General features: G+C 48.7%; 21 protein-coding genes. 3 read left to right on the plus strand and 18 right to left on the minus strand.

Features of this window, described 5'->3' with window-relative positions; translation table 11 throughout:
• Positions 1 to 77 precede the first annotated feature (77 nt).
• From AC4PM4_RS21140 to AC4PM4_RS21155, 4 genes are all read right to left on the minus strand, one after another.
• A complete protein-coding gene (locus AC4PM4_RS21140; RefSeq protein WP_063565621.1) occupies positions 78 to 881 on the minus strand; it encodes a response regulator in 804 nt (267 codons plus the stop codon).
• 63 nt (positions 882 to 944) lie between these two features.
• Entirely contained in the window at positions 945 to 2,342 is a 1,398-nt protein-coding gene (locus AC4PM4_RS21145; protein ID WP_170867934.1) for a glycosyltransferase family 2 protein, read from the minus strand.
• A 22-nt stretch (positions 2,343 to 2,364) separates the two neighbouring features.
• Positions 2,365 to 3,576, minus strand: a complete 1,212-nt coding sequence (locus AC4PM4_RS21150) for a HEAT repeat domain-containing protein (RefSeq protein ID WP_079694147.1) — start codon at positions 3,574 to 3,576, stop codon at positions 2,365 to 2,367.
• Between the two features lie 26 nt (positions 3,577 to 3,602).
• Positions 3,603 to 5,828 (minus strand): hypothetical protein, encoded by a 2,226-nt coding sequence (locus tag AC4PM4_RS21155; protein ID WP_491614497.1) that lies wholly within the window; start codon positions 5,826 to 5,828, stop codon positions 3,603 to 3,605.
• Between the two features lie 861 nt (positions 5,829 to 6,689).
• Between AC4PM4_RS21155 and AC4PM4_RS21160 the strand changes: the two genes are divergently transcribed.
• Together AC4PM4_RS21160 and AC4PM4_RS21165 are read left to right on the plus strand one after the other, a co-directional pair.
• A complete protein-coding gene (locus AC4PM4_RS21160; RefSeq protein WP_063565618.1) occupies positions 6,690 to 7,934 on the plus strand; it encodes a DNA polymerase IV in 1,245 nt (414 codons plus the stop codon).
• Positions 7,931 to 8,272, plus strand: a complete 342-nt coding sequence (locus AC4PM4_RS21165) for a YolD-like family protein (RefSeq protein ID WP_491614498.1) — start codon at positions 7,931 to 7,933, stop codon at positions 8,270 to 8,272. Before AC4PM4_RS21160 ends, AC4PM4_RS21165 begins: the two co-directional genes overlap by 4 nt.
• 346 nt (positions 8,273 to 8,618) lie before the next feature.
• On the opposite strand, the gene glsA is transcribed toward AC4PM4_RS21165, so the two are convergent.
• The 9 genes from glsA to AC4PM4_RS21210 form a co-directional block, all read right to left on the minus strand.
• Positions 8,619 to 9,560: a glutaminase A gene (gene glsA, locus AC4PM4_RS21170; protein ID WP_491614500.1), complete on the minus strand. Its 942-nt coding sequence runs from the start codon at positions 9,558 to 9,560 to the stop codon at positions 8,619 to 8,621.
• A 114-nt stretch (positions 9,561 to 9,674) separates the two neighbouring features.
• Positions 9,675 to 10,157, minus strand: a complete 483-nt coding sequence (locus AC4PM4_RS21175) for a GNAT family N-acetyltransferase (protein ID WP_491614501.1) — start codon at positions 10,155 to 10,157, stop codon at positions 9,675 to 9,677.
• 203 nt (positions 10,158 to 10,360) lie between these two features.
• Positions 10,361 to 11,650, minus strand: coding sequence for an L-lactate MFS transporter (locus AC4PM4_RS21180; protein ID WP_491614502.1), 1,290 nt, complete (start codon positions 11,648 to 11,650; stop codon positions 10,361 to 10,363).
• Positions 11,651 to 11,770: 120 nt separating this feature from the next.
• Positions 11,771 to 12,583: a LytR/AlgR family response regulator transcription factor gene (locus AC4PM4_RS21185; protein ID WP_491614504.1), complete on the minus strand. Its 813-nt coding sequence runs from the start codon at positions 12,581 to 12,583 to the stop codon at positions 11,771 to 11,773.
• Positions 12,584 to 12,593: 10 nt separating this feature from the next.
• Positions 12,594 to 14,246, minus strand: coding sequence for a sensor histidine kinase (locus AC4PM4_RS21190; protein ID WP_063565755.1), 1,653 nt, complete (start codon positions 14,244 to 14,246; stop codon positions 12,594 to 12,596).
• Between the two features lie 1,089 nt (positions 14,247 to 15,335).
• Positions 15,336 to 15,623, minus strand: coding sequence for a stage VI sporulation protein F (locus tag AC4PM4_RS21195; protein ID WP_063565612.1), 288 nt, complete (start codon positions 15,621 to 15,623; stop codon positions 15,336 to 15,338).
• Positions 15,624 to 15,737: 114 nt separating this feature from the next.
• Positions 15,738 to 17,783 carry an ATP-dependent DNA helicase RecG gene (recG, locus tag AC4PM4_RS21200; protein WP_064636626.1) on the minus strand — a complete coding sequence of 682 codons (2,046 nt, stop codon included), beginning with the start codon at positions 17,781 to 17,783 and terminating at the stop codon, positions 15,738 to 15,740.
• A gap of 10 nt (positions 17,784 to 17,793) precedes the next feature.
• Positions 17,794 to 18,657, minus strand: coding sequence for a DegV family protein (locus AC4PM4_RS21205; RefSeq protein ID WP_063565610.1), 864 nt, complete (start codon positions 18,655 to 18,657; stop codon positions 17,794 to 17,796).
• Positions 18,658 to 18,685: 28 nt separating this feature from the next.
• Positions 18,686 to 20,494 carry a DAK2 domain-containing protein gene (locus AC4PM4_RS21210; protein ID WP_491614505.1) on the minus strand — a complete coding sequence of 603 codons (1,809 nt, stop codon included), beginning with the start codon at positions 20,492 to 20,494 and terminating at the stop codon, positions 18,686 to 18,688.
• Positions 20,495 to 21,137: 643 nt separating this feature from the next.
• Here AC4PM4_RS21210 and rpmB point away from each other — a divergent pair.
• Positions 21,138 to 21,326: a 50S ribosomal protein L28 gene (gene rpmB, locus AC4PM4_RS21215; protein WP_024631107.1), complete on the plus strand. Its 189-nt coding sequence runs from the start codon at positions 21,138 to 21,140 to the stop codon at positions 21,324 to 21,326.
• Here rpmB and AC4PM4_RS21220 read toward each other — a convergent pair whose 3' ends face one another.
• The 5 genes from AC4PM4_RS21220 to rsgA form a co-directional block, all read right to left on the minus strand.
• The gene (locus tag AC4PM4_RS21220; protein ID WP_063565608.1) at positions 21,327 to 21,521 is read right to left on the minus strand and encodes a hypothetical protein; all 195 of its coding nucleotides are present in this window, start codon (positions 21,519 to 21,521) and stop codon (positions 21,327 to 21,329) included.
• Position 21,522: 1 nt separating this feature from the next.
• A complete protein-coding gene (gene spoVM / locus AC4PM4_RS21225; RefSeq protein WP_019424875.1) occupies positions 21,523 to 21,603 on the minus strand; it encodes a stage V sporulation protein SpoVM in 81 nt (26 codons plus the stop codon).
• 167 nt (positions 21,604 to 21,770) lie between these two features.
• On the minus strand, positions 21,771 to 22,022 hold the full coding sequence (locus AC4PM4_RS21230) for a hypothetical protein (RefSeq protein ID WP_063565607.1): 252 nt from the start codon (positions 22,020 to 22,022) through the stop codon (positions 21,771 to 21,773).
• A 2-nt stretch (positions 22,023 to 22,024) separates the two neighbouring features.
• Positions 22,025 to 22,684, minus strand: a complete 660-nt coding sequence (gene rpe / locus AC4PM4_RS21235; RefSeq protein ID WP_053784310.1) for a ribulose-phosphate 3-epimerase — start codon at positions 22,682 to 22,684, stop codon at positions 22,025 to 22,027.
• 1 nt (position 22,685) lies between these two features.
• Positions 22,686 to 23,603: a ribosome small subunit-dependent GTPase A gene (gene rsgA / locus AC4PM4_RS21240; RefSeq protein WP_063565606.1), complete on the minus strand. Its 918-nt coding sequence runs from the start codon at positions 23,601 to 23,603 to the stop codon at positions 22,686 to 22,688.
• Positions 23,604 to 23,629 lie beyond the last annotated feature (26 nt).

The raw sequence follows: 23,629 nt of genomic DNA on the forward strand, positions 1-23,629 counted from the left end.
TGTCTGTAGATGTACTTATTTGTCTGATAAAGATTAATGAAGGCTATCTGTTTCTCTTGGCTTACTTGTGGTTGCTTTTAATGCAGGCAACGCCTGATTCGGGCATCCAGCTCCACAGGTGAGAACGGTTTGGTCATATAATCATCGACTCCGCTGCGGAAGCATTGACTGATCGTTTGTTCCACACGCTGTTCCGTTAATACGACGATTTTGGGCGGCTGAGCCACATCCAGGTTCTGGATATGTTGAATGAACGGTAGGCCATCAATGCCATACAGGTTCAATTCGGTCAGCACCAGATCAGGCGTGATTTTTTCAATCAGTTCCAGTGCAGCCAGTCCATCCACCGCTTCATAGGTTTCATACCCCTGCATCTTCAGACGCAATTGCAGAAACTCGCGTACCGTCGGATCGTTATCCACAATCAAAATTCGTTCCGGCTCGTCTGCCGTCTTGTCCAGCGTGTAGATATGAATCTCCGACGGGTCTACCAGCTTGGCGGACTCAGCCATATGTTGAATGGTTGCCTTTGAAGGACGCTCACCTGCCGGGAAACTTGCCAGCGTGATTTGCGGATCGGCACCAGGTACCGTCTCCTGCAATTCATGCTTGATGCGAAGCCCCTCATAATGAACCTCATCCAGTGTCAACCCTGGCAGCAGGACAGCAAGTGCCTGTGTGGCTCCATCCTGCCAGACCTGGTAGGCAGACTCACTGGTCTGCTCCAGATGTGTCCTGACCTGCTGCTCCGGCTGAGACTGCCCTGCACAATGGATGAACATTAAGCCGCATGTTTCGGCACCCGTTTCTTTCAATCCCTGTTCTACACTGCGGTACACATTAACGGCAGCCTCACGCTGCAATGTCGCCGTATTTGGCATGTTCTTTTCCACCCTTCTCCCTCGGTTATCTATATTGTTTCTGCTGTATTGCCTGTGCTTAGCTTAAGCTGCCTCGCTTGTCTTCTCTTCCTCGGACCAGCTCTGGCGTGTCATGGTACCCCATGAGTTGTTGTTTTGCATGAACTGGATATGCCCCTGCAATCTCCACAGCACGCCGAGCTGATGATAGCCGACGAATTTCAGAGCGGAGTAGAACAGCATTTTGACCAGATCGGACAGCTTGTTATACCGTTTGAATGCAATTTCCTCAAGCACAAGGGCTCCCACACTGAGCAGATAACCACTCACAATGTTGAGCGATCCAAAGAGCACAAGTATCGGCCACTGGGTCATATCCATCAGTACATATCCCGTGAGAGCGAGAAGTCCGGTAATTCGAAAATACGGATTCAGCGCTTCAAAAAGAATGTTGTACGGCATGGTCAGCATGCCCATGACTTTATATTTCGGGTTGAACAACATGCCGCGATTCTCGATCATGTTCTTCAGATTTCCACGTCCCCAGCGTTTGCGCTGACTGGACAAGATCCGGTAGGAATCCGGCGCCTGTGTCCAGCACACGGCTTCAGGGCAGAAGGCTACGCGGTATTTCAATTTATTCTCCAACATATAACGGTGAAGTTTGATGATAATGTTCATGTCTTCACCCGGATAACCGTCCCGGTATCCCCCAACCGCAATAACCGCATCCTTGCGGAACATGCCGAAGGCACCTGAGACGATGATCAGACCATTCATGTGACTCCAACCGATCCGTCCGCCGAGAAAGGCTTTGAGATACTCGATGGACTGGAACATCGGCCAAATCTTGCGAGGCAGTGAAACGTCCTGCACTGCCCCATTCTCGATTTTGCAGCCGTTGGCTATCCGTACATCCCCACCAATAGCAACCGTCTCTTCCGGATTCTCCATATACATGCGAGCCATACGAATCAGGGCATCCTTCTCCAGCAAAGAGTCAGCATCGATGGAAGAAATCAACGGATAATGAGACAGGTTGATTCCGGCATTGAGGGAATCGGCCTTACCGCCGTTTTCCTTGTCAATGACATACAGGTCGGGGAATTCCGGATTGTGGTAGATCCCGCGAATTTTCTGACAGGAAATCTTGCCCCTAATCATCGTGTTGGGTACCGGCTTCAGACGATATTCTTCCAGCAACACCTTCAGGGTGGTATCGCTTGAACCATCATTCACCACGATGACTTCATACGTTGGATAATTCAGCGTCATCAGACAGTTCACATTTTCAATAATCGTCAGTTCCTCGTTATATGCGGGCACCAGCAAGGAAACCGAGGGTACCAGCTCCGAGCCTGACAACGTATTGTATTTGGAATAATGCGATCGCCTGAAGATCGTCCAAATATTACGGAATGATAAGGCCAGAATGGAAAAGTAAAGCGTATTTACGGCAACGACATAATAGATTGCGACCATACCGTAGATTAATAGTAGATCTCTAAGCAGTGTAATCCCCTCCTACCGCAGCCACACCTGTACGTTTCTTGCTTGTTATCCGGTTCCCACGTACGGGACCGAAGTACCGATCATACAGCAGCCTTTTTTTGTTATGTGCAATCATCTGGTCAACGGCTTTGTGGTCTGTTCCTGAGTGCTGCATCGTACTCTCAATCTGCTGCATTGCAATTTCCCGTTCAGCACCTGTGCCCTCCACAGCGGCCTGACACAAGGCTTCAAATCCCGGTTCACCCAGCTTGCCAAGGCTCTCAGCACTGTTATAGCGTACTCCCCAATCTTCATCACGCAGCGCTTTGCGCAGCAGTGGAATGCTGCCTGCCGCATGTTTCGAACCGAGCGCCTGCACCACTTCGGCACGCACCTCTGGGTCCGAATCCTGCATGAGCTTCAGAATGGTCTCGTCCTGAAGTGCCGGACTTGCGCTAAGATATAGCTTCACCGCTTCTGCCCGTACATCCTGATGTTCTGCGCCAACAAGTCTGTCGAGTGCAGGCATCACTTCGGGTACAGCTTGTCCCCACATCGCAACCAATCCCACTTTGACAAAGTCAGGATTGCGATCTTCCAGCAACTCAATCAGAATTCTGCTTGTATCCAGACTGGTTTCGAGCAAAATATCTGCTGCCAGATGATGAATCGATTTTCCTTTGGTTAACAGCAACGCGAGCATATCTTTCAGTTCACCCTGACGGATGGTACATCTTGCGATCGAACGACCAATCATAATTGCCATCGGACCAGGTTTCTCATCCTTAAGCAATTCCATCAAGCCTGGAACGGCCTCTGGACAACGCATGCCGCCCAATCGATAAGCTGCATCAATCTGGCGTCCGTAACGAATACGACTCAGTTCCTTCAGATCATGCTCTACAAATCCGGCTTCACGGCAGAGTACAATTAATTTGTTGCGATACTCGCCCTTGAACTGATCAATCCATTCAATAAGTTTGCTCTGGATGACCCGACGCTCGAGTGGGGCCAACTTCCCAGGTGGCAATCTCAGGGGACTGTCCTCTGTCAGCGCCGTCTGCAGATACGTAAAGTAGTCACGCTGCTTTAATTTATAAAACTCAATCTTGCGCCGTTTGCCGTTGTGGGACATTTTCATGGCAAACAGCAGGATTACACCCACAGCGACGAGCGCCGTACAGATGTATAGAAATAGATAAGCCAAAGCCAAATTCGGAAACATGTGAAAAGGTCCTCCTTTATACTCATTTATTCGGTCTGAAAACTTGGAATTTGTTCATACCGTTTCTTCATTTCCTCGTAGCTCAGTTTCAGTCGTTCACTGTACTGTACCTGCTCCCAGGGCTGCCAGCTGTATATAGGCAATGTCTTCACATCCAGTGTCTTCTGGTCACCACCAGGCCAAGAGATATTTCCAGTAGAACGATCCATTAGCCACGGAACCAGGGTCACACCCTTGACTGCGACAGTTTCGAATTCCCGTCCACCTTTCAGCGCTCCATACTTGATCGCTTGCAGTGAACTTGGGTCACCGAATCCAAGCAGCATCCATGGTATACGCATCTCGATCTGATTACCGTTATATTGCCAGGCGGTTAATGAATCGGTATCGGACTGATCCGGAGCTGTCGTTCCCCGTTTCAACGTACCGACCTTCTCATTCATGAACGGTTGGGCGGAACGGGTATCCGGTGGGGTCATCCGCAGGCTGACCGCCAGGTTCCATGGATGGAATGGATCTGCCGCTTTCTCTTGCTCCTCGGGCAGCATCCCGTAACCGTCCTTGCCATAGAGGCGCTGGTTAAAGTCATAGTCCTTGGCGATCTCCACTTGTGATTCATCATTCTGTCCCAATGTAATCACTGTTTCGAGTCCGTCACTCAGCGTTCGATCCGGAAGTCTCGTACCCGGCTGATTGCCGCCATCCAGCGTATCCGTTCCGATGCGCAGCAAGGTCTGGTCTGGGTCAAAAGGTTGATCCAGCGTCATGCCAATGTACAGGTAGGCTTCATCATGGGTCATTTTCATTTCCTTGATGCCATCTACCTTGCCTTGCCAGACGGTGACCTCTTCCTTCTTCAGCGTATTCCAGTCATCCAGTTTCCCGTCGATGGTCAGCTGTTCCTGCTTACCGGGGTCCATGGCGAGCAGACCGAACATCTTCTCATTCGTCAGCACGTTCAGCCAGTAGGCGCGCCGATCAGCTGGAATTTCAAGCGGCATCGTGTTCCAGGTTTTTTTGAACCACTCATCCTGCCACATGAACAAAATCGCTCCCGCATACCCTTCATCATAAATATCCTGAGTCAGCGATGCGTCGATCTCGCCCTGCTCGACCTCGTTATGTCCGCCCTGATCCCGACCTCCCATACCGAGATGGGAGATTCCAAGCGAAGAAGGTACACCGTACTCTGTAATCATTACAGGCATATCGGAAAACTCGGCTTTGAGCTTGCGCAGATAACTTTTGTACGTGTTGTACTCGCCGTTCTCATCCTTAATCGTCTGGAGTGTCTGGTCCGTATGGAACAAGTCCGGGTAATAAGGGTACACATGGTATGCTACAAAATATCCGCCCTGCCACTCTTCCGGTTGAATATGTCGCGCATCCACACTCACCAAATCCTCTTCGAACAGCGGCTCGCCCGGATGATCCAACACGTCGGTTGTTACCCAGTTCGTGAAGGTCATTGGATGCTCCCACCCGTATTTCTTCTCCAATACGGCGGTATAGTCCAGCAGCTCAGCCAGCCAATTTTCGAACGGTGATGCATCCTGCGTCCCGGAAAAATGAACGCCTTTGTACTGTGGCACGTCAGGATGGCTCTCATTCGTGTTGTTCACCATCGAAGGGTCCCACTCGGTCCCCACATGCCAAGCCATCAGATATTTCCCGGCATTCGTCTTGTATTTGCCGCTTGACTCTCCCGGTTTATCGGGAATGTCCGCATCCCCATATACAGCCGATACCGCCTTTTCAATCTCCTGCTTGAACGTCTGCTCAATATGGTCAGCATAGGCATCCTGCTTTTCGATCAACTCTTCTTCCGGCGACCATATGCCCTGTATAAAATATAACGGTTGCTCCCGGCCACGGTTATACTCAACCAATGCGGTATAAAAAATCGGCTCATGTACCGTGTACACCCGGATTACATTGGCCCCCAGATCCTCAATCTGCTGGAACCACTTCAAGTAATCCTCTTTGGTCAACGGAAATTCGCCCGGGTAATGTCCTGGTGATGTAGCACCCAGGTTCACACCTTTCACGAACATCTCCCGCCATGCGCCATCGGGTCCATATTCCATGAACCGGTCTCCATCGGTCTTGAATTTCATCTCCGTGCCATTATCAGTTGTGTACGTAACGAGCTGGGGTTGCATATAGTGCCAGCCGGCAAATATTCCGCCTGTCACTACGGCCGCTCCTGTCAGCATCGTTAGCAACCAACGTCTTCGTCTTCGTCTGCTCATGGCTCTTGATTGCTCACCTCTCTAGTATGCATCCTGCTTCATCTGCGGATCTTAAATGACATGAAGGTCTGCGGGAAATCCCGCATCGGATGTCCGCTTTGGGTAGAGATGTCAGCGGTGTAGTTCTCACTATAGCTCTAAGACTCTGCATTTGTAACTAGGCTGTTGGAAGCAAACGTGAACTGCAACATTCTGCCCATAATTCGTAAAATGCGCCATCAACTAGCATCCATGAGCCCTTCTTGCTCTTATGTCCCATGGACACGAATATATGCCACTTTAACCGTCCGTTTGAGGTTCTTCCAGGCTTGCACATCTCTACCCGTTATTGTTATATGCAACGCGGATTGCGAGATCTGTTTCCGCTTGAACGCTTACCCCATTAAACGCTAATGATATTTTAAAGTTGCGGACATTTTTACAGTATTAACCATAAAGATTACAAAATTGATACTATAGTCCGATAACGTATCCTTGAAAACCCGCGTCCTATCAAGGTTTTCTGAAAAGTGCAGAAAATGAAAAAAGGACATCAGTCCCCCCCTATAGGACTGTGCCCATTTATATTACTTTTACATAAAGCCCAATGAACACCCGGTCATCACCCGGAAGTCACGGATCTCTTACACGAAATGTAAAAAAATACATCTTTTTTCCTAAATTTTGACTCTAATAGGTCCATCCAATAATTGTGTCCAATTTGCAAAATAATTCCGGTTGCCGCATCTGGCATTGTCGGATATGCTTATAAAACAAGAACACTTGTTCCATACTGTAAATAAACTGTAAAATAACGTTGGCTGAATGAATCCCATCACTGCACAGAAGCAGCCGAATCATGAATAAAAGGAGAGAAGTACTATGCCCCGCAAAGACGGACGTGTCATTATGCTGGCCGATTGCCAGTCATTTTATGCCAGTGTGGAGAAGTCTGCACATCCTGAATACAGAGACCGTCCGCTTGTTGTTGCGGGAGATCCTGCACGCCGTTCAGGCATTATTCTGGCAGCCTGCCCACTCGCCAAGTCCTATGGGATTACTACAGCAGAACGGCTGGGTGAGGCTCTTGCCAAATGCCCCGATGTTGTCGTCATTCGTCCCCGGATGGCCGAATATATTCGTGTTTCCCTACACATTACCCGTATCCTTCAGTCCTATACCGATCTGGTTGAACCGTATAGCATTGACGAACAGTTCCTGGATGTCACCGGAAGTTTAGACCTGTTCGGCAGTCCTGAAACGATTGCCCGCAGTATTCAGGACAGGGTAATGGAAGAGACTGGCGTCTATATCCGCGTCGGCATCAGCGACACCAAGGTTGTCAGCAAGATGGCCTGTGACCTGTATGCCAAAAAAGTCCCCGGAGGCATCTATACATTGCCCCGCAAGGACGTGCAGACAACTTTGTGGAAAAAGCCTGTTCGAGACATGTTTATGGTCGGTTCCCGGATGGGGCAGCATCTCTATAAGATGGGGATTCATACGATTGGGGATCTAGCGCAGACTCCATTGTCCCGGCTGAGAGAGCGTTGGGGTGTAAATGGTGAGGTACTGTGGCGTATTGCCCGCGGGATCGATGATTCTCCGGTAAAACCCGGGACATATGCTCACCAGCAGCAGGGCATTGGACATCAGATGACATTGCCTCGGGACTATGAATCGTGGGAAGACATCAAAGTGGTGCTGCTCGAACTGGCGGAGCTGGTCAGCCGGCGTTCCCGGGACAAATCGCTCATGGGCAATGTCGTCTCTGTAGGATGTCGGGGGCAGGATTACGATCGTCCAACCGGCTTCTCCCGCCAGATGAAGGTGAATGAACCTACCAACATCACCGATGAAGTATACGATGCGGCAGCAGCTCTGTTTCTGCGCCATTGGGACGGATTACCCATTCGCCGCATCAGCGTGTCATTGACCGGACTCGTGCCCGATTCCGAAGTACAGCTGTCCTGGTTCGATGACCGTGAACGCAAAAGAGAACTGGAACGTGCCACGGATGACATCAAGCGCAAGTTTGGAGAAACCGCGATTATGCGAGCCTCCTCGCTCTGCTCCTCCGCACAGGCACAGGACCGTTCTCATAAAATTGGAGGTCACTATAAATGAGTAAAAAATTACAGCAAAACGGGATTTTTGAGTCGTCGCGCATGATGCTTCCCGAACACCGGGAAGCCTACATCATTCATCAGGAACAACTTGCTCCCCGTACCCGTCCATCTCTGGATGCCCAGGCAGCGGAAGAAATGTCACGTTTGCTTAGTAACTCCATGCTGCTCGGGGATACAGTCACCATCACCCTGTTCCATGAACATGATGATATCCGCTTTACCGGACAGGTGCTCCGATTGGACTCCCCTGCCCGTACCCTTAAGCTGCTGATGAAGAGTGGGACTCGGGACATTCAGATGAATCTTATTACGGATGTGGTACTCGAGAATGAATGATGCGCGCCAAAGACCCAGACGTCAGACAGCCTTACTTTTCTGGGTGTTTGACTCGTCAATATGAACCATATCTTAAGGAGTGAAGCTTTTTTTGGTTCACCATATTTCGCTCCCGAGGCGAATCAACTTGATATAAAGGGAGCATCCCGAATTCACCCCAGCGTTGCGGGTGTACCGGAATAGATGCAGCATGGCCATTGCTATGCAGGACCCTTTTCCTACGGGATCTGAACCAAGACTGAAGCAGCCAACAAGCCACATTCCTATCGGACTATTTCGTTCCAAAGAAGCAAAAGGACGAATTGGTGATTCATCGACTACTCAGGAGGGTAAGGGGATGACTTCGTTAGAACAAACTCCAGTCAAATTCTCTGGAAAGACGCTCAAGTAGATGCACGCCTGCAATGCTGTTTCCTTTCCGATTCAGAGCCGGACCTACAAGACCGATGCCAAACTGGCCTGGAACCAGAGTCAGAATTCCACCCGACACTCCACTCTTGGCAGGCAACCCGACCTGAATCGCGAATTCGCCTGATGCATTATACATACCGCAGGTAGTCATGAACGTTTTGGCGATCTGCACATAACGACGAGGAATAAGCTCAATCCCGGTGATCGGATCTGTCCCGTCATAAGCAAGCACCAGTGACATACGGGCCAGGTCTGCACAAGTCACCTCGATGGAGCAATGGCGGAAATAGACGGCAAGCACATCTTCGACGTCATCCTTGAGCACACCATTGTGCTTCAGAAAATAACCAAGCGAGCGGTTCAGATGGCCTGTCTCCGATTCGGACCGATATACCGCCTCGTTATAGTTCAGCCGATCATTATTCGCGAGCTTGCGGAAAAATTCCAAAATGCGCCGTGACTTCTCCTCTTTACAATCCCCGGCAATGAGGGACGATACCGTGATCGCGCCCGCATTGATCAATGGATTAAACGGAATGCCCGGTTCGACCAGTTCAAGCTTGATCATGGAATCATAATCATCGCCGGTAGGTTCTTTTCCTACATTAAAAAAGACCGCTTCCTCCCCATGATCCATCAGGGCCAGAATGAGTGTAAATACCTTGGAGATACTTTGCATCGTAAACGGGACACCACAATCTCCGGCTGACACATGATTGCCTTCGGCGTTCATGATATGTATACCCAGTTCGTCCTGTGAGGCCTTGAATAACTCGGGAATATAAGAGGCTACTTTCCCCTGTCCGGTGTGCAGACGGCTGGTCTCCAGCCATTCCGGCAACAACTGGTTCAGACGTTCCATTGCAGCATTGCTCATCTCCATCTCCTCCAAATCTCTGTATGAGCATTTCGCATGCCTCCGAATGACGAGTTCCCATCGAAGTGATGCAAAATGCCCGATATAGTATGTATTACCCGCAAGCCTGATCCCTTACCGCTTCACCTGAAGATTCAGCTCCAGAATCTCGCCGGGTAACCCATGATAATCTCCAACCCATGTGGATACAAAGTTCTGTCTGAGCAATATTCGACGTGATGCCGCATTGGACGGATCGATAACCGCATAAAGTACACCAATTCCCGCCGCCTGTGCCTGAATAATCAGCCGAGCTGCGATGGAAGTCCCGTGTCCTCTCCCCCAATGCTCCGGCAGAATCATGTAACCCATTTCCGCCCGGGACGGATCGGATTCATCCGGGATCAGTTTGGCGTAGGCCATTCCTACCCCATCTTCACCAGATATTCGATAATAGCCACAATCGTTGCCGAGATTATAATTCAGCATGGATTCAAATTCCGCAGTAGCTTCATGCTCAGGCAGAGCACGTTCGGTAATCTGTTGCATGACTTCAATACTGGACACAAGAGCATAATAATCAGCAAAATCAGATGGTGCATATTTCAAGAAATTCATGACGAACATACCTCCTCCAAATGGCCAACAAGGACTTGCTCTTTTTAATTCACCTAGAGTATACCAGAAGCCAAGTATGCATTGCACACAACCGCTTCATGTACAGAAGTCTCATTCCTATCGGGTCCAGCAGGTACCAAAAAAGCGGCCTCCGTAGGAGACCGCCCAGCTTGCTTTTTATAAGAACTTCGTCCCCACTACGATCAGCTTGCCCGGGATGAAGGGTTAAGATTCATCTGCTGTTCACGTTGACGTGTACGACGTCCTTGACCCGGAGGCGTAATAATCAACGCCAGCAAGAGCGAGACGGCACACAGTACAGCGATCACAATAAAGGTAAGATGGAATCCGCCCAGCATGGCGCTGATAAACGATCCAGCCAAGGCACCAAATCCAAATCCCTGATAGATGACGCCGTAGTTTTTGCTCTGATTTTTCAGTCCAAAGTAATCTGCCACAATCGCCGGGAAGACCGTGATATTGCCACCGAAACAGAATGCGATAGCGGCTACACAGGCGAAGAAGATGCCAAAGCTCAGCGGTACCAGGCTCAGCGTCATTACGGCAACAGCCGTAACCAACAGTGCTCCGGCAATAACTTTCATCCGTCCTACTTTATCCGACAGCGCCCCCAGAATGATACGTCCAGCGGTGTTAAAGATGGCAACCATCGCCACCGCATTAGCAGCCGTAGCCACGTTAAGTCCTGCCAGCTGCACACCGATGTCTTTCACAATACCAATCAGATACAGTCCACTCATACAGGCCGTGAAGAAAATAACGAACAGCATGTAAGCTTCTTTCGTGCGCAGCATTTCTTTGACCGTATAATCATGACGTGTTTCTTGTTGCTTCGCACCGTCCGTGCTGCTTGCTGGAGCTTGTTCACGAACAACCGCTTCACGGATCAGGAACGAGCCACCCACGATCAATACCAACACAATAATGCCCCAGTACATAAAAGCTTGAGCAGGGCCAACAGCACCGATTAATGCCGAGTTCACGTATTTGAACAACAGACTGCCTGTACCAAAGGCCCCGACCGATATACCTGAGATCAGACCTTTTCGCTCAGGAAACCACTTGATCAGGTTGGACAGGGAAGTAATGTACGCCGTACCATCCGCGAATCCAACCACAAATCCGGCCAGGATGTAGAGCAGTGTCAACGAACTCACTTGAGAACTGAGCACGAGTCCCAGACCAAGCACAACTCCGGCTACCCGAATCAGGCGACGAAGCCCCCATCGTTCTTGCAGTCGGCCGGCAAATAGTGTGGCAAATGCCAAAGCAAAGCTGGTAATCGAAAATGTTATCGCGACCGAGCTGACGTCCCATCCGAAACGATCAGACAACGGTTGATTAAATAAACTCCAGGTGTAGATGGTTCCGAGACCCATTTGTACAATGATGGTTCCCAGTACAATAAGCCAGCGGTTCATTTTCATAGTTGTAGATGCTGAATTAGGTGCGGATGAAATAGCTGCTTTCATCGTGATCTCCCCTTTGCCGATGTCATATATATGAATGCGTTCACAAGCTAATCATACATGAAAGGGGATTCATTACACCGATTTGAGCATGAGTTGCATCAGATGCGGAATGAAATGCCTCTAGATGCGCATGAGCTGCCTGAATTCTTTGACTTTGCCCCGGCTAACCGGTACTTCAGCCTCCAGATCACGCAAACGAAGCAGGTACGTATTGTTAAACCAAGGCACAATTTCACGAATTTGAGACAAATTCACGACGTAAGAACGATGGCAGCGGAAAAAGGTTTCCAGCGGTAATCGACCGTGAAAATCAGAAATACTGACCGGCATCGTAAACTCACCGTTTTTGGTATACACCTTCGTAACTTTCTCTTGAGCTTCCGCATAATAAATATCGGCGGTGTCTGTCACAATAATATTGTCATTGCGCAGCAGGTTAATGCGTCGTTCCGTCTGGGTATTGGATTCACGCGCCTGCATATTTGATGCAGACCATTCATCGTTGGCTTGAGCCGCATTGTGAGCCTGCCCATCGTCACTGCCATGTTCACGTTTCTCCTGCTCATGATCCCGTTTGAACGCCGTTTCGAGTTTATTCAGCATCGCGGCAATTCGTTTCTCATCATAGGGCTTCAGAATATAGTCAAACGCCTCCAGCTCAAACGCTTCAGCCGCATGCTCCTTATAAGCCGTTGTGAATACGATATATGGCTTGCTCGCAAACTTTCCAATATGATGTGCCAGCATCATGCCGTCCAGCGAAGGAATATTTATATCAAGAAAAATAACGTCGACTTCCTGCTCCTGCAGAAACTTCAGCACATCCAGTCCATCTTCCAGACAATCTACCACTTCAATTTGGCTATGTTCCTGTATCAAGTAATTCAGTTCCTCACTTGCCGGAATTTCATCTTCAACAATAAGGGCTCTCATCGACCGTTCATCACCTTGTTACTACATCTCCTTTGGGTACATCAAATAAAATATCGGTTCCATGCTCCAGCCGTGTAATTGTTAACCCTTGTCCATAAATGAGCTTCACCCGACGATGCACGTTGTACAACCCGATCTGGTTGGCTGGCATCCGGTCATGGTAAACACGCTCAATAATGTCGGCTCCAATGCCTGCTCCTGTGTCACTGACCCCAATTCGCACAAAGTCAGGATAATCCTGTACCCGAATCCGTACAGTCCCGGGTCCTTTCACCTTGAGAATACCGTGGATAATGGCATTTTCCACAAGTGGCTGGATGACCAGACTTGGAATATGCACAGCCACCTCATCAATATCATAGATGACGTTAAGCCTGCTGCCGAAGCGCGCCTTCTCGATTTCCACATAATTGCGGACCTGCTCCAGCTCTTTGTGAATATCAATAAGCTCATCCGATAGCTCCAGGTTATAACGCATATATCCGGACAGATTCACAATCAGTTCGCGCGCCCGATCCGGCTTGGTCCGAATGGATGAAGCAATGGCGTTCAGCGCATTGAATAGAAAATGAGGATGGATTGTGGTCTGCAATGCACGCAGCTCCGCTTTATTGGCCGCAGCCTTGATCTCCTCCACACGTGATACTTCCATCTGGGTGGAAATAATTTGGGACAGGCCCACAGCCATCGTTTGCAACGGATACGTAATCTTGTAAGCTTTGCGGTAATAGATTTTCAAGGCACCCGTTACTTCGCCCCGCTCTTTGAGTGGAATGATGAGGAGGGAGTGGATATCCGGCGTTTTTTCGTCAATGACATCATTGCTGATCGTAATCTCTCCGCTGGAGATCGTCTTCTTCGTCATCTCACTAATAATTTCATTACCGATGTGATATCGTTCCTCACCAAATCCCACATAAGCCAGTACATTTCGGGTATCCGTAATCGCAACCGCATCAGCCTGAATATCCTCCTGAATAATCCGGCAGATCGTACGCAGGGAGTCTTCATCAATGGAACGGAAGTACGGCAAGGTCTTGTTCGCAATCTCCAGCGCCAGCTTGGCCTGACGAGCTGCAATCATTTCCTTTTCCCCTTCCACACTCTGCACCAGCAGTACGATTAGCCCAATATTCACCTCACCTAATATCATCGGCAGCGCAATCTTCGAGACAATGTCGGCCCCCAGTGGATCGGGATAGGAATACAGCAGGATAAGCAGCATCGTAAGCGCCTCACAGATCATTCCGGCCGCAATACCGATCATCCAGCGCTTCGACTTAGGCGTATACTTATGTATATACCCGGAGACCAGACCTGCAAGGATACTCGTGATCAGGCACGGGATCGCCGTAACTCCATCCATATCGATTAAATATCGATGCACCCCGGACACAATCCCGGTAATGATGCCCACAGGCCCCCCGAACAGAATACCGCCAGACATAACAGCAATAATGCGCACATTCACCAGCGAGCCTTCCACATTAATACCGGTATAGGTACCGAAGATAGCAAATGCACAAAATAACAACGTAACCGCAATGTACTCCTGCCATCTCAATTTTCCCTTTTGCAAGATCTGTCTAAACCGCGGTATCCTCGACAGAAAGAATAAAAATATAATCAGCAGTGCCGCACGTTCAAACAAACCCAGCAGCATCGTAAACATCTCCGTCAATCTGACTTCCTCCACATCCGTCAAAAATAAACGCCCATTATCGCAGCAGCGTTTTCCTCACCTTGAAATCCATGTATGCTCGTATGCAACAGTTTACCGCTCCCCCAGAAGGAAAGCAAAGTCGATCCTGTGAAAATGGAAGTAGCCGAAAGTCGCTAACCTATTGAACAGACGATACGGAATTCATTTTGCTCCAAACCATTCTCTTCCCTACCAACAAAGCTTCACTTACTTACACATATAACTCCACTTCCAGAAATCCACTGTGTTATAATTAATTGGAACATTATGCTAATTAATTAAACTGAAATTTATTTAAGAAAGGTGTATTTAAATGTTTGTAATGCTACTGATAGGCTCACTCCTGCTTTTTAGTGGTTTGTGGTACATCATTTACTTTATCTCGAAACGTACCCAAAACCCTAATCGCTCGTCTGCTTATGTGCTGAGAGTGATTTTAAGTATATCGATCCTCGTACTAATAGTTGAAAACTACATATACGAAACAGTACCTTCTAATGCCATTTTAATTTTAGTATTTATTGCATCTTTAATAGCCACTAGCCCTTTTTTTGTTAAGAATAAAGAATGATGGGATGACACTAGAGGATCTTCCCAAACACAAACCAGCAGAATTCTCCACCTTCACAAATAACAATCGCTCCGTTTCGTTAAGCATAATCGTTTTTTCAAGTATCATTAAATACTTGTTATTGACTCAAACAATCAAAAGGGCGGTCCATAAGTCATCTTGCTGACTTATGAACCGCCCCATCCACTAAAATTACTTCATACACATTCGATGTAATTTGGTTTTTATAAAATGAACTTCCAGTAGTTACACAGTAACGGAGAGTGCAGAACAAATCTGGAGAAGCGAAGCTAAAAGCTTTCTGAAAGAAAGCTGCATCGGAAGCATACGCTGCGCCTTTATCACCGGATTTTACCCTTTCAAAGGGTAATTCAAAAAAATCCGGGGATAACAGCGATCGGAAGATGGTACTGCACTCGGAGTGGCCCCGTGTAAATAAAACTGTTTCATTTTATACCACCCAACATTCCATCGAATCCCTACCTAAACATGCCCCACAACTTAATCAAATGAAACGTATTGTTCGGATCGATCTTCTGCGCAAGAACAAAAGCAACAAATTGTTCCTCCTGAGTCGCAGAAAAATTCTCGTTCAAAATGACCGCTGACGACTTGACCAGCCTTCTCACCTTCGCCTTATCCTGCAAATCGGACTTGGTAACCCCATCTATCAATTTTTTGATACGCTCTTTGACAGCGGGATTTTTCATCTTTGTTTTGATCCGCTCCACCAGCTGCGGACTGATTCCATATTGTTGGTAACCCAAAACGAACAGCACCTCCTGAATAATGAACTCACTTCTTATTCATATGACAGGAGGGCCTGTACACTTGACATTTTCCCACGGAAAATGTGGAAAACCACACATTCACAGCCCCGATTAATCGATCAGATCACCCTGGAATACTTGCTGCTGCTGTAAAAAGTCACGTAAAGGAGCGTAGTCAACAGACGTCCAGAAGTTCGCATCGGCAATCAGGCTGGAGACGTCATCTCGCGCCTGCTCCAATACGGCAAAATCCGCAACCATGTCGGCAAGACGGAACTCCGGTAATCCACTTTGCTTGGTGCCAAAGAAATCGCCCGGTCCCCGCAGATCCAGATCTCGACGGGATACTTCGAATCCATCTTCGGTTTCCGTCATTACCTTCATGCGCTCCTGCCCAACCTCTGTCTTGGGATCAGCAATGAGCACACAATAGGATGCATGAGCGCCCCGACCAACCCGGCCACGAAGCTGATGCAGCTGCGACAGACCGAAGCGGTCCGCATCCATAATGACCATCAGCGTTGCGTTAGGCACATCGACCCCGACCTCCACAACTGTTGTGGAGACCAGAAGCTGAATTTCGTTGCTGTAAAAGTCACGCATCATCTCTTCCTTCTCGCCAGCCGTCATCCGTCCATGCAGCAGACCTACACGGTACTTCGGAAAGTTCTGTTGCATCTGGATATGCAGGTCAATGGCATTCTGTACATCCAGCTTCTCCGACTCTTCAATGAGCGGGCAGATCAGATAGGCCTGACGTCCCTGGTCCACTTCTCGCGAAATAAAACCAAGAACCCGGTCCATCATGTCATGCTTGACCCAGTACGTCGAGATAGGAATCCGCCCCTTTGGACGTTCCGAGATGGTCGATACTTCAATATCACCAAAAGCTGTAATGGCAAGCGTTCGCGGTATCGGCGTCGCCGTCATCGTTAACACATCCGGGTTATAGCCTTTACGCCGCAAAATGCTGCGCTGGTTCACACCGAAGCGATGCTGTTCATCCGTAACGACAAGACCAAGATCGCGGAAAAATACATCCTCCTGGATCAAAGCGTGTGTACCCACAACGATATCGATCATACCCATCTGCAAGGATGCAATCAGATCTTTGCGCTTCCGTCCATTCACACTGCCCGTTAACAGCCCCACAGTTACGCCAAAAGGTTCAAACAGCTTTTGCAGTGAGCGCATATGCTGTTCTGCCAGAATCTCCGTAGGGACCATCAGAGCCCCCTGAAAACCGGAACGAACGGTCGTATACAGCGCGATCGCCGCAATAACCGTTTTACCTGAGCCTACATCTCCCTGCAGCAATCGATTCATCGAATACGGTGAACGCATATCATGCAGAATTTCAAGCTCTACCTTCTTCTGTGCATCCGTCAGTTCAAATGGCAAACTGCGAACAAACTCCCGAATCGTCGTATTATCCGTTGTGTGCACTACACCATCCATACGATCCCGGTTCAATGCACGATACGCCTGCATCTTGAGTTGAAACAAAAATAGCTCCTCATACACCATCCGCTGTCTGGCCTGCTGGCCTTCCCGGTTATCCTGCGGACGGTGAATCCCGGCAATCGCCTGTTTGCGAGGCATGAATCCATATTTGTTCATGAGTGATTGAGGCAGAATTTCGGGGATCATTTCCCCGAATTGGACTAACCCCTGATTAATCGTTTTGCGCATCCATGACTGCGTTAGCTTGCCGGTTACCGAATACACAGGCTGCAGCGTGCCCGATCGTCCTTCCCCTTTATCCGGGAATTCCGAGTCCGTTACGGTCATCTGCATACGCTTCTGTTCCCATTTCCCCGTAATAACAATCTCCCGATTGGGCGTAAGCTGTTCTTTCAGAAAATGCCGATTGAACCAGGTGGCTGAAATCATCCATTCTTCCGTCATCACCTTACAGGTAAGGCGTGACTTTTTGCCATAACGCTGCAACACTGGGATGCCCATCACTTTACCCTGTACCGTAATTTTGTCCCCGTCCTTCACTTCACTGAGCGAACGCAGCCGATAATCCTCATAACGGAACGGATAATATTCAAGCAAGTCTTTTACAGTAGAGATGCCAAAGGCGTGAAGCTCTCCCTCTTTGAGAGCACTCACGCCGCTAATTTGTTTAACCGATATTTCTTCCCATTTCATGTCTAATCCCTCATTCCGGAACAGGCCACATAAAGATGGCAATTACGCCAGGCCCAACATGGCTGCCAACGACAGCTCCAATATTGGTATACACCACTTCATTCAGTGTAAAATGTCCACGTAATTGCTCTGCACAAGCGATCGCTGATCCGGGGTCTGCGGTATGACCTACCGCCAGATTAACACGTTGACCCGCCAGATCCTGCTGAAACAGCTCAATAATGCGTGCCATGGCTTTTTTGTGACCTCTGACTTTCTCCACTGCGTAAATAACGCCTTCCTCATCAATGGACAAGATCGGTTTAATATTCAGCAATGTTCCCAAGATGGCCGCAGCTTTGCCAATCCGGCCGCCTTTCTGCAAATACTCCAATGTATCTACGAGAAAGAACAGCTTGCGGCTCTTCTGCATGGCTGCTACAGCCGCAGTGATCTCCGCAGCGGATTTGCCTTGTTCGGCAAGCTCGGCAGCCTGTACGACCAATAAACCATATCCATAGGATGCAGACTTCGAATCCAGTACCGTTATATCGCCCTCACGTTCCAGCAACGATTTGCCGAGCAGTGCCGATTGATAGGTACCACTCATGCCGGAAGACAAATGAATCGATACAATGGGCCGTTCCGGGTTCTCATCCAACAGCGTGTTATAGATATTCATAAAATCGGTGGGAGAAGGCTGTGAGGTTGTAGGCAGCACAGATACCTTCTCCAATTTTGCATAGAACTGTTCCGAAGTCAGATCAACGCCGTCTGCATAAGCTTCTTCCCCGAACAAAACACGCAGCGGAACAACATGAATCCCGTATTTACGGATCAGTTCTTCCGGTATATCTGCCGTGCTATCGGTTACGATCGCAACCTTGTGGCTCATCAGATCCCCTCCTCTTTGCTTAAGTGCTTTAGGACTCTACAGAGAACAAATAATAATAAACCGGCTGTCCTCCAAGATGCACCTCTACCTCAGCATCAGGATATTGTTCTTCAAGCCATGCGACAAGCGCAGCGGTAATCTCAGGGGTAGCCTCGTCCCCTTCAAGGATGGTCACCACTTCATCTCCGCTCTCCATCATCTGTTGCAGCAGACCTTCACATGCGTTCAGCATGCTTTCGTCCGTTGCAACGATCTTGGAATTATGGATACCGATGTAGTGTCCAGCTTTGATATCAAGCTCATCATATTGTGTATCTCTGACCGCATGAGTCACTTGACCGGACTGTACCCGGCTAATCGCCTCAAGCATATGGTCACGGTTGGTTTCTGCAGACTCATCCTCCTGGAAAGCAAAAGCCGCTGCCATACCCTGAGGGATCGTCTTGCTCGGAATCACAATAATTCGACGCTCATCTTCAAGCAACTCCCTAGCCTGCTCGGCAGCAAGTACAATATTGGAGTTGTTCGGCAAAATAAATACCTGTTCTGCCGCGATCGAACGCACCGCTTTCACAAAATCTTCAGTGCTCGGATTCATCGTCTGTCCACCAGACAGAACAACATCCACGCCAAGACTCTGGAAAATCTCTGCAATGCCGTCACCGGAAGATACCGCGATGAAACCATATGGTGCCATCTCATCTGCTGGGAGCACGGCTTTTTCCACGCTACGCGCCGCTTCAGGCGGAATCTCTGCGAACAGCTCAGGCGAAGGCGCAATGTCCATGCCTGCAGACAGCAGATCACGATGCTGCTCACGCATATTGAGAATGTGAATTTGTGTGATTTCGCCATAACGGAGAGCCAGGTTTAATACATCCCCAGGTGTCTTGGAATGCACGTGAACCTTAATCACTTCATCGTCAGCAATAATAATGATGGAATCCCCGTTAACTGACAACGCTTTCCGGAATGCTTCGTCATCAAATGCAACACCTGCGTTCTCTCCAAGCTCGCGGTTAATAAAGAACTCCATGTCATACAGGAACTCAATATCTTCCGTTTCCAGTCGCGCTTGGGCAGACATTGGCATCTCCGGTACGATTACCTGCTGTGCAGGCTTCGCAGAAACCACTTCTGACGGTGCAGCCGGTTTCAATGCAGATGCCGCTACGGTTGGTTGTACGTCTCTCTGGAAGGATGTACGACTTGCCCCGTCCGTTTGCAACAGAACGTCCATAAAGCCTTCGTAAATATATACAAGCCCCTGGCCGCCTGAATCCACAACACCAACCTGTTTCAATACAGGCAGCAATTCCGGAGTCATTGCCAGTGCTTCTTTTGCTTTTAACAATACTTCATTCATTAATTCAGTTATATCATTCGTCCGTCTTGCGTAGTAGCTGGCATGTTTCGCCGCTTCCTTGGCTACGGTAAGAATGGTCCCTTCAACGGGTTTCACTACGGCTTTATAAGCTGCGTCCACACCGTTCTGCAGGGCTGCGGCGAACTGGAGTGTATTCAGTTCCTCATAAGGAGCAGCTGAACGACTGAATCCGCGGAACAATTGCGATAATATTACTCCGGAATTCCCCCGTGCGCCCATAAGCAGGCCTTTTGATAAAATACCGGCAGCTTCTCCGATGGAGGCAGAACTCTTGCGTTTAATCTCTGCGACTCCTGCACTCATTGTCAAATTCATGTTCGTTCCCGTGTCACCATCCGGCACAGGGAAAACATTCAGGGAATTGACGTGCTCTGCATGCTGTCCAAGTTGTTCCGCTCCGGCAAGTACCATTGCGGTGAAATCTGTTCCATTTAAAGAACGTATACTCAAGTGAGAATTCCCCTTCCTAGCTTGATACACGAACATCTTGCACCAAGATGTTATCTGGTCTGTTCATGCGCAAACGCTTATCGCGTTATTCTTCGTCCATACCTTGTCCGGCACAGGCATAATAATACATAATGTCAGCCGGATTAACGGTCTGGGCGGCCGGGCAACCGATATCCTGCAATTGCTCTGTTACCCCTAATTCGGGGCATACGGATATGCACCGGTATCAAGAGCCGGCATGAATGCCGCATGGAGACTGGTGCCAATGATGGAATGCCGCAGCTCACAGCGTTGCCAAAAAAGCAGACCACCGACCCTTTAAGGCCGGTTTTTTCTCCGGCTTCCCGCGGCAACAGCCTGTTCAACGCTGTATTATGGACTATTCAACATTGTACTATATTAGACAGGAGAAATAAATAAAGTTTTTGGATCAGTTGACGAAGCTTTTTTCAATATGATATTATATTCAAGTATTGTTTTATGCAGGTTTAGTAATGGAAATGATCCGGCTATGCCGGCTTGAACAACGCCATTAGCTACTGGAACCTGACCATTGTGGTCAGGAAGAACAATTTAGCCCGTCTGGAATGGCATTCGTGTCTCCTTAGGGCAACTGGTTATTTTAGGATAGGAGGTGTAATCTATGTCTCGCAAATGTTATGTGACAGGTAAGAAACCGGGCACCGGTAACCACGTATCCCACGCTAACAACCGTAACCGTCGTTCTTGGGGCGTAAACGTTCAGAAGGTCCGCATTCTCGTGAACGGTAAACCAAAACGTGTATACGTAAGCACCCGTGCACTGAAAGCCGGTAAAGTGACTCGCGTATAATCACGCAAAGCTACTATAAATCGGGTAAGCAAAAAGCACCTTGTTCCTTGCAGGTGCTTTTTTGGTATTCAGAAATAAAATCATGAATACACACATCAGCATGTGAATGTCCGCCGCATGGCGCTTCGCAGGTCCGAATTCCAGATGATCCTGAAGCCAAAGCGGCGGTATTCGCCAATGGAACCTTTTAATCATGTCAGTTCTTTTGAAACGTATTAAGAATCGCCTTTACAAACCCTCCCAAAAACTTCGGCAGTTTGAATGTGTAAAATTTCATACTTCACCCTCCCCATCATGCTCATGCATCCGCCGTATCCTATGCTCCAGGCCTTCTTTGCCTTAAACACGACAAAAAAGGCTACATGAGAAACCTGCTCATGTAACCATATTTATGCGGAACCCTTTGTCCCTATTCCACAATGACGAGCCTGGTTATCAGGTCATTTAGGTTTGAGTAGGGATATATTGATAAGCAGCGATCATGAATACACTCAATAAGTAATACAGTATGCTGAAAATCACAAAAGTAACCCGAAGTCCTGTACGGTCAAATTTGCGGAAGTACATAATGACAACACCAACCCCGATCAATGACGTAATCGCATTGTATGGGGATTGAATAACCGCAAACATAGCAAGCACCAGTCCCGTAACGAGACTCGCAGCCATGGTCCACAGCGTCTCCTTGAGGTTCATGCTCAGCCTCCGTAACTACTGCGAATTTCGGCAATCGCGGCAGCGCGATCTTCACGTCCAAATACAGCACTTCCCGCAACGAGCACATCCGCTCCAGCTTCAACCACAAGCGGAGCCGTGTCGGCAGCAATACCGCCATCCACTTCAATATGCACGTCATGACGTCCTTTTTCGTTCAACCAGCTACGAATTTGCTTGATTTTGTTCATCGTGCCAGAGATGAAAGCCTGTCCACCAAAACCGGGATTTACGGTCATGACAAGCACCATATCCACATCGTCCAGCACTTCCTGAATAGCACTCGCCGGAGTTCCCGGATTAAGGGCAACCCCTGCTTTAACTCCCTGTTCCTTAATCAGATGAATAACCCGGTGCAGATGCACACAAGCCTCAGCATGAACCGTAATGACAGCCGCGCCAGCTTTTGCAAATTCCTCAACATAACGCTCTGGGTTCTCAATCATCAAATGCACATCAAGCGGCAAGCTTGTATGTGGAGCGATCGCTTTTACAATCGCAGGTCCAAGCGTAATATTAGGGACGAAATGACCGTCCATGACATCAACATGAATCCAGTCTCCGCCAGCAGCTTGGGCTTCCGCCACTTCCGCGCCGAGACGGGCAAAATCCGCAGATAAAATAGATGGGGCAATTTTAATCATATTAATACCTCCGCTTTTTGTCTTTCATTTCTGTAAGGAATTGTTCGTAATGCTTATAACGGCTTTCGGAAATCATTCCCTCCGCCTTGGCTGCAAGCACCCGGCAACCTGGTTCGTGCGTATGGGTACAGCCTCGGAACTTACACTGATCGGCATATTGAGCGAACTCCCGGAAGCAAGTGGATAACTCCTCCACACCAATCTCCAGGAAGTCCAGTTGGCTGAATCCCGGCGTATCCGCGACAAAGCCACCATTATCCAGAGGTATGAGCTCCACGTGCCTGGTGGTGTGTTTCCCTCGGCCAAGGCGCATGCTGATTGCACTGGTCTCCAGGGTTAGACCTGGCATCAAGGCATTCAGCATCGAAGATTTACCTACACCGGATTGCCCGGAGAAAACGCTAATCTTGCCGGCAAGACGCTCCTTGAGCAGTTCATTGCCTTCACCGGTTCGTGAACTGGTAGAGATAACTTCATATCCAATTTGCTCGTACATAGCTTTTACTTCTGCTACTGTATCACGGGCATCGTTTTCTGGATCAGCCAGGTCCTGCTTCGTGAGCACAATCAGTGCATCCAGTCCAGCTTGTTCGATATGTACCAGGAATTTGTCCAACAGATTGAGATTCATGTCCGGTTCCTTAACGGAAAATAACAGAACAGCCAGACTTACATTGGCAACAGGTGGACGAATTAACTCCGTTTCACGTTTGCGAATCTCATCTACTGTTCCTTCTCCGTTCTCTGTCAGCATATAGCTGACTCGGTCACCCACAAGTGGTGAAGTACCCCGTTTTCTGAAGATACCTCTGGCCCGGCATTGAACGGCGGAGCCTTCAACCGAAGGCACCCCGCTGTCTTCCAGTGGCATGACATAATAGTAACCGCTTAGCGCTTTAACGATGATACCTTCTGGCATAGCTCCGTCGCCCTCCTTTAATTTAC

The organism is Paenibacillus sp. MDV22-iso6 (genome assembly GCF_058408365.1).

Coding starts and splice junctions, on each gene's coding strand:
- AC4PM4_RS21140 (WP_063565621.1), bottom strand. CDS start 881: ATGCCAAATACGGCGACATTGCAGCGTGAGGCTGCCGTTAATGTGTAC.
- AC4PM4_RS21145 (WP_170867934.1), bottom strand. CDS start 2,342: ATGGTCGCAATCTATTATGTCGTTGCCGTAAATACGCTTTACTTTTCC.
- AC4PM4_RS21150 (WP_079694147.1), bottom strand. CDS start 3,576: ATGTTTCCGAATTTGGCTTTGGCTTATCTATTTCTATACATCTGTACG.
- AC4PM4_RS21155 (WP_491614497.1), bottom strand. CDS start 5,828: ATGAGCAGACGAAGACGAAGACGTTGGTTGCTAACGATGCTGACAGGA.
- AC4PM4_RS21160 (WP_063565618.1), top strand. CDS start 6,690: ATGCCCCGCAAAGACGGACGTGTCATTATGCTGGCCGATTGCCAGTCA.
- AC4PM4_RS21165 (WP_491614498.1), top strand. CDS start 7,931: ATGAGTAAAAAATTACAGCAAAACGGGATTTTTGAGTCGTCGCGCATG.
- glsA (WP_491614500.1), bottom strand. CDS start 9,560: ATGAGCAATGCTGCAATGGAACGTCTGAACCAGTTGTTGCCGGAATGG.
- AC4PM4_RS21175 (WP_491614501.1), bottom strand. CDS start 10,157: ATGAATTTCTTGAAATATGCACCATCTGATTTTGCTGATTATTATGCT.
- AC4PM4_RS21180 (WP_491614502.1), bottom strand. CDS start 11,650: ATGAAAGCAGCTATTTCATCCGCACCTAATTCAGCATCTACAACTATG.
- AC4PM4_RS21185 (WP_491614504.1), bottom strand. CDS start 12,583: ATGAGAGCCCTTATTGTTGAAGATGAAATTCCGGCAAGTGAGGAACTG.
- AC4PM4_RS21190 (WP_063565755.1), bottom strand. CDS start 14,246: ATGCTGCTGGGTTTGTTTGAACGTGCGGCACTGCTGATTATATTTTTA.
- recG (WP_064636626.1), bottom strand. CDS start 17,783: ATGAAATGGGAAGAAATATCGGTTAAACAAATTAGCGGCGTGAGTGCT.
- AC4PM4_RS21205 (WP_063565610.1), bottom strand. CDS start 18,657: ATGAGCCACAAGGTTGCGATCGTAACCGATAGCACGGCAGATATACCG.
- rpmB (WP_024631107.1), top strand. CDS start 21,138: ATGTCTCGCAAATGTTATGTGACAGGTAAGAAACCGGGCACCGGTAAC.
- AC4PM4_RS21220 (WP_063565608.1), bottom strand. CDS start 21,521: ATGATTAAAAGGTTCCATTGGCGAATACCGCCGCTTTGGCTTCAGGAT.
- spoVM (WP_019424875.1), bottom strand. CDS start 21,603: ATGAAATTTTACACATTCAAACTGCCGAAGTTTTTGGGAGGGTTTGTA.
- AC4PM4_RS21230 (WP_063565607.1), bottom strand. CDS start 22,022: ATGAACCTCAAGGAGACGCTGTGGACCATGGCTGCGAGTCTCGTTACG.
- rpe (WP_053784310.1), bottom strand. CDS start 22,684: ATGATTAAAATTGCCCCATCTATTTTATCTGCGGATTTTGCCCGTCTC.
- rsgA (WP_063565606.1), bottom strand. CDS start 23,603: ATGCCAGAAGGTATCATCGTTAAAGCGCTAAGCGGTTACTATTATGTC.